Origin of the sequence: Staphylococcus cornubiensis, assembly GCF_900183575.1 — a bacterium.
Taxonomy (GTDB): Bacteria; Bacillota; Bacilli; order Staphylococcales; family Staphylococcaceae; genus Staphylococcus; species Staphylococcus cornubiensis.
This window is the reverse complement of the sequence record NZ_FXUZ01000018.1, coordinates 26,988-39,633: the sequence shown is the minus strand read 5'-3', so window position 1 is coordinate 39,633 and position 12,646 is coordinate 26,988. Positions and strand designations below refer to the sequence as shown.

Genomic DNA, 12,646 nt, shown 5'->3' with positions numbered 1-12,646 from the left:
ATACTTAATCTGGTGCCAATGGCAAAGAGGTCACACCTGTTCCCATGCCGAACACAGAAGTTAAGCTCTTTAGCGCCGATGGTAGTCGGACTTACGTTCCGCGAGAGTAGGACGGTGCCAGGTTATTTCAAAAAGCTTCGAAGCAATCATTATTGTTTCGAAGCTTTTTTGATGTGCGCCCATGTAAATCTCTATACCGGTAAAGGGTGGGATATGTTAAAATCATTGTGTTACAAGTCTTTGTTTAAAATGCGTATAAGGAGGGGGCAAATCGTGGTGCAACAACCCCTTAGAGAAAAAATGTTGGAATGGCAAGCGCACCAACCAATTTCAATGCATGTGCCGGGTCATAAAAATGGGACGATTGGTACGCTGTCCATGACACAAGTCCCATATGATGTGACAGAGATTACCGGTTTTGATAATCTTCATCATGCAGAAGATGTTTTGTATGAGAGTATGCAGCAATTAAATAAACACCCCGATTATCGTGGTTATTTTTTAGTGAACGGGACGACAAGTGGCATTCTTGCAGTCATTCATGCTTTTGCTTCGGTGAAAGGGCAAGTCAGTATTGCTAGAAATGCACATAAATCAGTGTTCCATGCATTGGACTTAGGAGAGCAACAAGCGCAAATTTTGGCAACATCGGTCAGTGAAGCAACGGGACAATATTGTACGCCTGATGCTACGACAGCTGATTGGCATCGAACGAAATTAGGTGTCGTGACTTACCCAAATTATTATGGTGAAACATTTGATGTTGGGCGTGTCGTTGAACAATTTCATCAATGCAATGTGCCTATTCTTGTTGATGAAGCGCACGGTGCCCATTTTGATTTGCCGGGGTTTCCAGCGTCGAGTATGCAAGCGGGTGCTGATTATGTCGTTCAATCTTACCATAAAACGTTGCCGAGTTTGACGATGAGTTCTGTGTTGTGGATTCATAAAGATGCCCCTTATCGTGAATGGATTGAGTATGGTTTACAAGTTTTTCAATCCTCTAGCCCATCTTATTTATTAATGGAAAGTTTAGAGTCTGCACACGCATTTTATGAGTCATATGACAGCACGCTATTTTTTGAAAAGCGTACACAACTGATTGCAACGCTTCGCAATCAAGGTTTGACAGTCACGGCGCCTCAAGATCCTTTAAAATTGTTGATTCGTTATGAAGGAATGACAGGAAAAGCGTTACAAGCGGAAATGGAAGCACAAGCGATTGATGTAGAGCTGTCTGATGAAGATGCGGTGCTGTGGATTTTGCCGTTATGGCATCATCAGGACCGATTTCCTTTTGAACAGCTACTCGAACGCATTAAACGGATGACTTTCACGACAGAAACGAAGCCATCTCCTGAAAGTCAACCTACTTTGTATACACAACCAAGCACATATCAAGCGACTGGAATGGGTTCGTCACGTAGTATTTCCTATCAAGAAGCTGAAGGGTGTACATTAGCCCAACATTTGACGCCGTATCCCCCCGGCATTCCGTCACTGTTAAAAGGAGAAATAGTGACAGCAGATATGATAAAATTAATAGAATATTGGCAGACTAGAGGCTTTCATGTGGAAGGTCTTACGGATGGCAAAATCACAGTGAAGGATGAATGAAAATGTCTCTGTTTATCACAATTGAAGGTCCAGAAGGTTCAGGTAAAACGACTGTTGTTCAAGCAATATCGGAACAACTTTCGCAACAATATGACGTGATGACGACACGCGAACCAGGTGGTGTCCAAACGGCAGAAACGATTCGTCAAATTTTGTTGGATGGAGAAACGATGGATGCGCGAACAGAAGCTTTATTGTTTGCGGCTGCGAGAAGAGAACACCTCGTTGCGAAAGTGCTTCCGGCATTAGCGCAAGGGCAGCTCGTGATTTGTGATCGTTTTATTGATAGTTCTTTAGCGTATCAAGGTTATGCCCGTAAAATTGGGGTAAAGGAAGTACAAACCATTAATGACTTTGCGATTGAAGGGCGTTATCCAGACTTAACGATTTATTTAGACATTCCAGCTCAAGTCGGTCGCGAACGTATTGAAAGCAATCATCGTGCGCAAAATCGTTTAGACAAAGAAAGCGTGCAATTTCATGAACGTGTGGTGGAAGGGTATCAGCAACTCATCGCCCAAGACCCCGAACGATTTGCGGTCATTAATGCGAACCAACCGATTGCGCAAGTGGTCGATGCTACTATAGAAGCGATTCAACATAAAATAAATGGATAGTCGTATCATTTGAAACAAAGTGAAGTCATATACTCAGGTATGTTATACTATAGTCCAAGAGGTGTTAGAAAAATGAAAATGATTATAGCAATTGTTCAAGACCAAGATAGTCAAGAACTTGCAGACAAGCTCGTTGAAAACAATTTTCGTGCAACAAAATTAGCAACGACAGGTGGCTTCTTGCGTGCGGGTAACACAACATTTTTAAGCGGTGTGGAAGACGATCGAGTAGAAGAAATACTTGAACTCATCGGTGGCTCATGTGGCAATAGAGAACAACTTGTATCGCCAATTACACCGATGGGAGGCAGTGCTGATTCTTACATCCCGTATCCCGTTGAAGTAGAAGTCGGTGGCGCAACAGTCTTTGTGATGCCAGTTGAATCGTTCCATCAATTTTAAAATAGCAAGGAAGGTTGTGACATGATGACCCCAACAAGTCATATTCATCGTCTCAACCTTTTTTTTATTGAAATGGTGGCAATGTGGCTATCACACTCATCACACCATTGAAATAAGTGATGGATAAATCGAACAAAACGCCGCTGATTTTCATTCAAATGTACACAATTTTTAAAAATGAATCGAGATGTTCATGATTGAAATAAAGTCATAGTCTATACACACATATTGCGGTAAAATGGAATAGTATCTCATATGAATAAGCATCAATATCTTTACAAAAGGGGCGCAAGGTTAATGGAAGTAATTGAACAACTCACCAAAGCATATCACAATCAAAAATTGTCACATGCGTATTTATTCGAAGGTGATGACGCTGAAGCAATGAAGACGACCGCGATAGCCTTTGCGCAGTTAATTTTATGTCAAGATGAAGAACGATGTCGTTTGAAAGTGGAAGGACAAAACCATCCCGATTTTCAATATGTGATGACGGATGAGTCGACGTTAAAAAAGGAACAGGTCGAAACGTTAGTCCACCATATGAACCAATTACCTATTGAAGGTGAATATAAAGTCTACATTATTCAAGACTTTGAAAAATTAACGATTCAAGGTGAAAATAGTATCCTTAAGTTTTTAGAGGAACCACCGAAAAATACGATAGCGATTATCATGACAACAAAGCCTGAACAAATTTTAGATACGATTCATTCTCGTTGCCAGCATGTGTATTTTAAACCGATGTCACGTGCTACATTTGTGTCGCGATTAACAGCGCAAGATGAAACGATTACTGCGCCTATTGCAGAGTTGTTAAGTACATATACGACCCAACTTGAAGTAGCACAACAATTGCATGAAAATGTTGAATTGGCACCGATGCGTAAAATGATCTTACAATGGTGTCATAAATTGTTAAAGCAACGTGAGATGGCATTAATTGGTGTCGTGGAATTGATGAAGCATGCGAAAAATAGACAATTGCAATTATTGGCGTTATCTGGTATCAATGCATATTTTCAAGATTTAATGTACGTCAAAGTCGGAATGATCGACCGGATTACGTTTTCAGAGTTGCAGTCAGAATATGAGTCGTTGGTGGCACAGTTGAGTTATCACCATTTAACCTATATGATTGAACAAATAACAGAAGCACATAAAAAGCTCAATCAAAACGTGAACCCCACGCTAGTATTTGAGCAAATTACAATAAAAATGAAAGGGTGACGCTTATGCATTCTGTTGTAGGCATTTATTTTGAAAAAGCAAATGCATTAGAATATTATGCGCCGAACACAACATCGCTCACTATAGGGCAGTATGTCGTGGTGGAATCTAAGCGTGGACACGAATTAGGTGTTGTGAGACATGCGCCGAGAGAAGTATCGGAGCAGGACGTCACACTTCCATTAAAGCCTGTCTTACGTGTAGCAACGGAAGAAGATTTATTCCAATACGAAAAAAATGATGAGGACGCAGCTCGAGCAGTTGATATGTGTAAAGCATTTGTTGAACAGTTAGGGCTTGAGATGCGCGTCGTTAATTGTGAATACATTTTAGATCGTTCTAAAATTATTTTTAACTTTACTGCGGATGAACGTATTGATTTCAGAAAATTAGTCCGTATGTTGGCACAACGCTTAAAAACACGTATTGAATTACGTCAAATTGGTGTACGTGATGAAGCGAAGTTACTCGGTGGCATTGGTCCGTGTGGGCGCTCGCTTTGCTGTGCAACATTTTTAGGGGATTTTGAACCAGTGTCTATTAAAATGGCAAAAGACCAAAATTTATCATTAAATCCGACTAAAATTTCTGGTGCATGTGGTCGTTTAATGTGTTGTTTAAAATTCGAAAACGATTATTATGAGACAGCACGTGAACAGTTGCCGGATATCGGGACACGTATCCGAACGCCAGAAGGACATGGTGAAGTTGTGAGCCTTAATATTATTGATGTGTCAATGCAAGTACGACTAGATGGCATGGAACAATTGATGGAATACCATATTGAAGAATTAGAAACATTAAAATAGGGAGGTACATCTGTTGGATCGAAACGAATTATTCGCCCGCTTAATGCAGTTAGAGCAACACGTCGCGCGTTTGAATGAAGGGATGCAAGAGTTGAAGGCGCTCACTGTAGAGCTGGTTGAAGAAAATGTAGCATTACAACTAGAAAATGATAATTTTAAAACATTGATGCAACAAGAGCGAGAAAATAACGAAACAGCGCAAGTCCAAGAAACAGAAGTGACGCCTCAAAAACCTGCGAAAAAGCCGCGTCAAAGTCGTGAATATTTTGCGAAACTGTATCATGAAGGGTTTCATATTTGTCATGATGTATTCGGCAAACATCGTCATGGTGAGGATTGTATGTTTTGTCTCAATGTGCTGAATGAAAAGCAAGAATAGAGGTGCTGTGATGTTACAACCAGGTGAAAGACTGGACTATTTAATACGAGAAGACTTACGCATTATTCAAAATGATGCGGTCTTTTCTTTTTCTACAGACGCACTTTTATTAGGTTATTTTACAGAAGTGAGAAAACGAGATCGTATTTTAGATATGTGCTCAGGTAATGGTGTCATTCCTTTGTTATTGTCGGATAAAGGGATGAACACGATTACCGGTGTAGAAATTCAACCGCAACTTGTTGACATGGCAGAGCGGAGTGTTCAGTACAATCATTTAGAAGAACGGATTACGATGCTTGAAATGGATATTAATGCGCTCATTCAAGCGTATGCCCCGGCACAGTTTGATTTAATCACGTGTAATCCCCCTTATTTTAAAGCCAATCAAACGAACCAACATCAACTTGAAGCCCATAAAATTGCGCGACATGAAATTTATTGCACATTAGACGATTGTTTGCGCGTCAGTAATCATTTGTTAAAAGAAGGCGGACGCATTGTGATGGTGCATCGAGCAGAACGGATGCTTGATTTGTTTGAGTCTATGCGTCGCTATCGTATAGAGCCGAAACGCCTGCATATGATTTACAGTAAGCCTGGTAAAGCCGCACAAACGATTGTCGTTGAAGGGCGTAAAGGTGGGCGTCAAGGCTTGGATATTGCACGTCCTTTTTATATTTATGATGAACAAGGTGACTATACGCCAGAAATGAAGGAGATTTATTATGGCTAAACATTATACGTATATTGTGCAATGTAATGATGCGACATTTTATACGGGGTATACGAATGATTTGGAAGCGCGTCTTATCAAACATAATGAAGGTAAGGGTGCGAAATATACGAAAACGAGACGACCTGTCCAATTGCGGTATCATGAAATCTTTGAGACAAAATCGGAAGCGTTAAAGCGAGAACATGCGATTAAAAAGTTGACGCGACAACAAAAAATACAATTAATTGAGGAGCGATAACATGGGAGAGCTCTATTTAGTCGGTACGCCCATCGGAAATTTAGAAGATATGACATTCCGGGCGATTCATACGTTACAACAGGTGGACCTCATCGCATGTGAAGATACACGTGTGACGAAGAAATTGTGTCATCATTTTGAGATTACGACACCTTTAAAATCGTATCATGACCATAATAAAGAACAGGAAACGGAAATTTTAATCGACATGCTTGTAGCAGGGAAAAATATTGCATTGGTCTCTGATGCAGGTCTGCCATTAATTTCAGATCCAGGATATGAATTGGTCGTTCGTGCCCATGAACAAGGTGTCACTGTTGTACCTATTCCGGGTGCGAATGCAGGTTTGACAGCATTGATGGCCAGTGGATTACCGTCATTTACATATACGTTTTTAGGATTTTTACCGCGCAAAACACGTGACAAAATCGCGATACTTGAAACGAGAATGTATCAAGAAAGCACGTTATTGTTGTATGAGTCACCGCACCGTGTGAAAGATACGCTCGAAGCCATTGCTAAAGTCGATGCTGAACGAACGGTGACACTCGGTCGAGAGTTGACGAAGAAGTTCGAACAAATTACGACTGCACCTGTGACCGTATTGCTTGAACAACTTGAAACGGCTATTCCGTTACGAGGTGAATTTGTGGTGATTATCGAAGGCGCTGCACCAGTCGAAGAAACGGCATGGTTTGAATCGATGTCTGTTGAGGACCACGTCACGCATTATATTGATGAAGGTATGAAACCGAAAGCGGCGATTAAAAAAGTGGCACAAGAACGCGATATGTCGAGCAAAACGGTCTACAATATTTTTCATGATATTGATTAGTAAAACACTATAAGACAAATAGGTTGCAACATTGAAAAACAATGCAATTTTAGATATATTAGATAAGATAAGAATTGAGGAGGAGCGCTGATGGTGAAAGATACTTTTTATATTACAACACCGATATACTATCCAAGTGGGAATTTACACATTGGACATGCGTATTCAACAGTAGCAGGCGACGTCATTGCGCGTTATAAACGTTTACAAGGCTATGATGTACGCTATTTAACAGGGACTGATGAACACGGTCAAAAAATTCAAGAAAAGGCTCAAAATGCAGGGATGTCGGAGCTTGATTATTTGGATGGTATGATTAAAGATATTAAAGCATTATGGGAAAAGCTCGATATTTCAAATGATGACTTTATTCGTACAACAGAGCGTCGTCATACAGAAGTCGTTGAAAAAATCTTTGAAAAGTTATTAGCAAAAGGCGACATCTACTTAGGGGAATATGAAGGTTGGTATTCTGTACCGGACGAAACATTCTATACTGAAACACAATTGGTAGACCCTGTGTATGAAGACGGTAAAATCGTGGGTGGTAAAAGTCCAGATTCAGGTCATGAAGTGGAATTGGTGAAAGAGGAAAGCTATTTCTTCAAGTTATCCAACTATACGGACCGTTTATTAGCGTTTTATGATGCGCACCCAGAGTTCATTCAGCCCCCTTCACGAAAAAATGAAATGATTAATAACTTTATTAAACCAGGCTTGGAAGACTTGGCTGTATCACGTACGTCTTTCAACTGGGGTGTCAAAGTGCCTTCTAATCCGAAACACGTCGTTTACGTATGGTTAGATGCGCTTGTGAACTATATTTCTGCGCTCGGTTACTTAACAGAGGATGATAGTTTATTCCGTCAATATTGGCCAGCAGATATTCATTTAATGGCGAAAGAGATTGTACGTTTCCATTCTATTATATGGCCAATTATTTTAATGGCATTGGATTTACCGTTACCTAAAAAAGTATTCGCGCACGGTTGGGTATTGATGAAAGATGGTAAAATGAGTAAGTCTAAAGGGAATGTCATGGACCCGAACGTACTGATTGATCGTTATGGTTTGGATGCGACACGTTACTATTTAATGCGTGAATTGCCATTCGGTTCAGACGGCGTATTTACACCTGAAGCTTTCGTGGATCGTACGAACTTTGATTTAGCGAATGATTTAGGAAACTTAGTCAACCGTACGATTTCGATGATTAATAAATATTTTGACGGCGAACTTCCTGCATATCAAGGTCCAACACACGAACTGGATGAAGAAATGGAACAAATGGCATTAGATACGGTACATGCTTATCATGAAAGTATGGAGAAATTGCAGTTCTCTGTTGCATTATCAACGGTGTGGAAGTTGATCAGTCGTACGAATAAATATATTGACGAAACAACGCCTTGGATTTTGGCAAAAGACGAATCTCAAAAGGCAGCGTTAGGCAATGTGATGGCGCACCTTGTTGAAAACATTCGTTTTGCGGCAGTGTTATTACGTCCATTTTTAACACATGCGCCATATCAAATCTTTGAACAATTAAATATTAATAATGAAGCATTACATGGCTTTGAAAGTTTGGCAACATACGGTCATTTGACACAACCGATTATGGTCACAGCGAAACCACAACCGATTTTCCCACGCCTCGATGTGGAAGCGGAAGTGAGTTATATTAAAGCTTCAATGCAACCGCCAAAAGAAGAGGAAAGTGTTGAGGAAGAAGTGCCAGCCAAAGCGCAAATTGATATTAAAGATTTTGATAAAGTGGAAATAAAGGCAGCGACCATTATTGATGCTGAGAAAGTTAAAAAGTCTAATAAGTTATTGAAAATACAAGTGGATCTTGGTTATGAAAAACGTCAAATCATTTCAGGTATTGCGCAATTTTATGCACCAGAGGACATTATTGGTAAAAAAGTTGCAGTTGTGACGAATTTGAAGCCTGCGAAATTGATGGGGCAAAAGTCTGAAGGGATGATTTTGTCTGCGGAGAAAGATGATGTGTTGACGTTGATTAGTTTGCCTAATGCGGTGCCGAATGGTGCTGTGATTAAGTAGTGTGTGAATGGAATGAAGCTAAGGAGTGAGACGGCAGATTTGATGTGTCTCACTCTTTTGTTTCATGAGTGGTGGATTGGGAACATTTGAAGGTACATTTAAGGGTTTGATTTATAGAACATTTCAAGACACATTTGCGGGTTTGAGCAACCTTCAGATTGCTGAATTGTGCTGCGCTTTCCTAGGGGCTGATCCTTCAACTAACCAACGCTAGACTGAACTGTTACATTGGAGGAGGCGTTGGTGGATTTTCCGGATCAGCTAATCCCTCAGGAGTCTTGCACAATTCTTGCAATCTAGATGAGTGCCTCAAACTGGTGAATGGTGGTTTGAAGTGATTGAAATCAAACAGTACGTCGTAAAGTACGCCCATCACATCATCCTTCAGTTTTTGAGGAGAGAAGGTAGCAAGAGGTTAATGTGTGCCTCGAACTGATCTTGATGTGTGGAATGTTTTTAATGTGGTAATAGTGAAGTAATGTGTGAACGTGAGCGTGCAATTTTGAATGATAGAGGAGGATGTTTATGTTAATTGATACTCATGTGCATTTAAATGCGGATCAATACGATAAAGATTTAGAGGATGTGATTCAACGTGCGCTTGATGCTGGCGTGGATCGCATGTTTGTGGTGGGTTTTGATACGAAGACGATTGAACGCGCGATGCAATTGATAGAGGATTATGATTTTATTTATGCCATTATTGGTTGGCACCCGGTTGATGCGATTGACTTTACGGATGAACGTTTAGCGTGGATTGAAAAGTTAGCGGAACATCCTAAAGTGATTGGTATTGGTGAGATGGGCTTAGATTATCATTGGGACAAATCACCGAAAGATATTCAAAAAGAAGTATTCCGTAAACAAATTGCGTTAGCGAAACGTGTGAAGTTACCAATCGTCATCCACAATCGAGAAGCGACACAAGATTGTATTGACATCTTGATGGAAGAACATGCTGAAGAAGTAGGCGGCATTATGCACAGTTTCAGCGGTTCTCCAGAAATTGCCGATGTGGTCATTAATAAGCTAAACTTCCACATTTCTTTAGGTGGACCAGTAACATTTAAAAATGCGAAACAACCTAAAGAAGTGGCAAAACATGTGCCATTGGAGCGTCTGCTTGTCGAAACGGATGCGCCTTATTTAACACCACACCCATACCGCGGTAAACGTAATGAACCTGCACGTGTCACTTTAGTTGCTGAAGAAATTGCGCAGTTACGTGGCATTTCATATGAAGCGGTCGCACGCCAAACAACAGAAAATGCGGAGAAATTATTTGGATTGTAATAAGATAAAAGTGATGACAAACATAAAGAAGGTGCAAAGGTGAAAGTCAATGAATTTATTGTAGTAGAAGGCCGTGATGATACGGAGCGTGTTCAACGTGCTGTCACATGCGATACGATTGAAACAAATGGAAGTGCGATTGACCAAGATATTTTAGATGTCATACGTCAAGCACAAGAGACGCGTGGTGTGATTGTATTAACGGACCCTGATTTCCCGGGTGATAAAATTAGAACGACGATTCGTGAAGCAGTGCCGGGTGTGAAACATGCCTTTATTGACCGTGAACGCGCTAAAAATAAACGTGGGAAAATTGGTGTCGAACATGCCAGTTTAGAAGATATTCGTGAAGCATTGATGCACGTGTCAACGCCGTTATCTGAAGCACATGAAACGATTAGTAAAGATGTGCTCATTGATCTAGGCTTAATCATTGGCCCTGCCGCAAGACACCGCCGAAACCTTCTAGGCAAACGTTTGCACATTGGTCATTCTAACGGGAAACAATTATTAAAAAAGCTTAATGCATTCGGCTATACGGAAGCGGATGTACGTCGAGCATTAGAAGAAGAGGAGTAAAGATATGCATGATAAAGATATTGCCACGCCATCAAGAACACGTGCACTATTAAATCAATATGGCTTTAACTTTAAAAAAAGCTTAGGTCAAAACTTTTTAATCGATGTGAATATTATTAATCGTATTATTGATGCAAGTGGGATTGACCATACGACAGGTGTCATTGAAATTGGACCAGGGATGGGGTCGCTTACAGAACAACTTGCTAAAAATGCACAACATGTTTTAGCGTTCGAAATCGATCAACGGCTTATTCCTGTGCTTGACGATACATTATCGCCTTATGACAATGTGACTGTAATCAACGAAGATATTTTAAAGGCGAATGTTGCTGAGGCGATTCAACAGCATTTGTCTCACTGTGAGAAAATTATGGTTGTTGCGAATTTGCCTTATTATATTACGACACCGATTTTATTAACATTACTTGAGCAAGATTTGAATATTGATGGGTATGTTGTGATGATGCAAAAAGAAGTCGGCGAACGTTTAAATGCGCAAGTCGGCACTAAGGCGTATGGCTCTTTATCCATTGTGGCACAATATTATACGGAGACTTCAAGGGTGCTCACAGTGCCGAAAACGGTCTTTATGCCACCTCCTAATGTCGATTCTATCGTTGTGAAATTGATGAAACGCGAGTCACCCATTGTGGATGTTGACAACCCGAATGCATTTTTCAAAATGACGAAAGGTGCATTTAGCCAAAGACGTAAAACCATTTACAACAACTATCAAAACTTATTTGAAAATGGTAAAGAACAAAAAGAGACCATTATGCAATGGCTTGAACGAGCGGATATTGATCCGAAACGTCGCGGTGAAACGCTATCGATACAAGAATATGCACGTTTGTATGCGGAATTGGAAAATTTCCCGAATTTGTCCTTGTAAATTGATTGACAACAGCTTTCCACCTTGCTAAAATTGAAATTTTATTTGACGAAATACTTCGAGATGTGTTATAATACACTTGTAGCGAGGTGGAGCAATATGCCAAAATCTATTGGAGACATCAAAAACTCTCTTGATTGTCAATTAGGAAATCGTATTGTACTTAAAGCTAATGGAGGTCGCAAAAAAACGATTGAACGTTGCGGAGTACTCACTGAGACTTATCCGTCAGTGTTCGTTGTAGAATTGGACCCAGAGAAACATAATTTTGAACGTGTATCTTATACTTATGCAGATGTATTGACTGAAAATGTCAAAGTATCATTTGTAGAAGATGAGTTACAACAAGAAGTAATCGCACACTAAATATACAGAGACTATCTACATAATAACCATTCTACTGACGTGAGTAGAGTGGTTTTTTATTGTGTAGAGATGTCTTTCAACACATACAGCCTTATTGGGCAAAGTGACAACATTTCCCGCCACATCCCTTTTGACTTACATCGATGAGGACGAAAATAACTTGTATCAAACTTTTTAATTTGAAGCATTGTTGTTAAACTAAGGCGATGAAAACTTTTGTCATACGTCGTTCTTGTATACGTGAAGGTACGTTGAACAACGGTGATACGATGATTAGATTTTGATAGCGCCTCATCACTTGTTGATGTTGGAACATTAAGTTTTCCTAGTCCATATTTTTATTAATGATAACAAAACAGCCAAAAATGAGAATGAATGGACGTCATCATTGGATGTTATGGGGTTGTCTTCATTAATTCATGATTTTGATATTCAATTGCTAAATTGGGCGAGACTCCTGAGGGATGAAATCGAAAACAAAATGACATCTTCTAACTTTGATAATGCTACGGTTTAACGCAGTAGCTGTCTGGGACTGGGACATTTTAATCTGTATGAGCGCACTTTGAAACGGTTATGT

The 12,646-nt window shown here is 40.1% G+C and carries 14 protein-coding genes and 1 rRNA gene; all 15 read left to right on the top strand.

Features of this window, described 5'->3' with window-relative positions; genetic code table 11:
- Positions 1-8: 8 nt before the first annotated feature.
- The 15 genes from rrf (at position 9) to veg (ending at position 12,066) form a co-directional block, all read left to right on the top strand.
- Positions 9-123: ribosomal RNA gene (rrf, locus tag CCE82_RS11525) — 5S ribosomal RNA — on the top strand.
- 153 nt (positions 124-276) lie between these two features.
- Positions 277-1,617, top strand: a complete 1,341-nt coding sequence (locus tag CCE82_RS11520; protein ID WP_086429513.1) for an Orn/Lys/Arg family decarboxylase — start codon at positions 277-279, stop codon at positions 1,615-1,617.
- Between the two features lie 2 nt (positions 1,618-1,619).
- Positions 1,620-2,234 carry a dTMP kinase gene (tmk, locus tag CCE82_RS11515; protein ID WP_086429509.1) on the top strand — a complete coding sequence of 205 codons (615 nt, stop codon included), beginning with the start codon at positions 1,620-1,622 and terminating at the stop codon, positions 2,232-2,234.
- Positions 2,235-2,306: 72 nt separating this feature from the next.
- On the top strand, positions 2,307-2,636 hold the full coding sequence (locus CCE82_RS11510) for a cyclic-di-AMP receptor (protein WP_019166569.1): 330 nt from the start codon (positions 2,307-2,309) through the stop codon (positions 2,634-2,636).
- A gap of 297 nt (positions 2,637-2,933) precedes the next feature.
- The gene (locus tag CCE82_RS11505) at positions 2,934-3,866 is read left to right on the top strand and encodes a DNA polymerase III subunit delta' (protein ID WP_086429508.1); all 933 of its coding nucleotides are present in this window, start codon (positions 2,934-2,936) and stop codon (positions 3,864-3,866) included.
- Between the two features lie 5 nt (positions 3,867-3,871).
- Positions 3,872-4,675 carry a PSP1 domain-containing protein gene (locus CCE82_RS11500; RefSeq protein ID WP_086429507.1) on the top strand — a complete coding sequence of 268 codons (804 nt, stop codon included), beginning with the start codon at positions 3,872-3,874 and terminating at the stop codon, positions 4,673-4,675.
- A gap of 13 nt (positions 4,676-4,688) precedes the next feature.
- On the top strand, positions 4,689-5,054 hold the full coding sequence (gene yabA, locus CCE82_RS11495) for a DNA replication initiation control protein YabA (RefSeq protein ID WP_086429506.1): 366 nt from the start codon (positions 4,689-4,691) through the stop codon (positions 5,052-5,054).
- Positions 5,055-5,064: 10 nt separating this feature from the next.
- A complete protein-coding gene (locus CCE82_RS11490; protein WP_086429505.1) occupies positions 5,065-5,790 on the top strand; it encodes a tRNA1(Val) (adenine(37)-N6)-methyltransferase in 726 nt (241 codons plus the stop codon).
- Positions 5,783-6,031 (top strand): GIY-YIG nuclease family protein, encoded by a 249-nt coding sequence (locus CCE82_RS11485; RefSeq protein WP_086429504.1) that lies wholly within the window; start codon positions 5,783-5,785, stop codon positions 6,029-6,031. The genes CCE82_RS11490 and CCE82_RS11485 overlap by 8 nt, the downstream gene beginning before the upstream one ends.
- 1 nt (position 6,032) lies before the next feature.
- Positions 6,033-6,866: a 16S rRNA (cytidine(1402)-2'-O)-methyltransferase gene (rsmI, locus tag CCE82_RS11480; RefSeq protein WP_086429503.1), complete on the top strand. Its 834-nt coding sequence runs from the start codon at positions 6,033-6,035 to the stop codon at positions 6,864-6,866.
- Between the two features lie 90 nt (positions 6,867-6,956).
- Positions 6,957-8,933, top strand: coding sequence for a methionine--tRNA ligase (metG, locus tag CCE82_RS11475; RefSeq protein WP_086429502.1), 1,977 nt, complete (start codon positions 6,957-6,959; stop codon positions 8,931-8,933).
- A 525-nt stretch (positions 8,934-9,458) separates the two neighbouring features.
- Entirely contained in the window at positions 9,459-10,226 is a 768-nt protein-coding gene (locus tag CCE82_RS11470; protein WP_086429501.1) for a TatD family hydrolase, read from the top strand.
- A gap of 39 nt (positions 10,227-10,265) precedes the next feature.
- Entirely contained in the window at positions 10,266-10,805 is a 540-nt protein-coding gene (rnmV, locus tag CCE82_RS11465; RefSeq protein ID WP_014614813.1) for a ribonuclease M5, read from the top strand.
- Positions 10,806-10,809: 4 nt separating this feature from the next.
- Positions 10,810-11,700 (top strand): 16S rRNA (adenine(1518)-N(6)/adenine(1519)-N(6))-dimethyltransferase RsmA, encoded by an 891-nt coding sequence (gene rsmA / locus CCE82_RS11460; protein ID WP_086429500.1) that lies wholly within the window; start codon positions 10,810-10,812, stop codon positions 11,698-11,700.
- A 99-nt stretch (positions 11,701-11,799) separates the two neighbouring features.
- On the top strand, positions 11,800-12,066 hold the full coding sequence (veg, locus tag CCE82_RS11455) for a biofilm formation stimulator Veg (protein ID WP_014614811.1): 267 nt from the start codon (positions 11,800-11,802) through the stop codon (positions 12,064-12,066).
- Positions 12,067-12,646 lie beyond the last annotated feature (580 nt).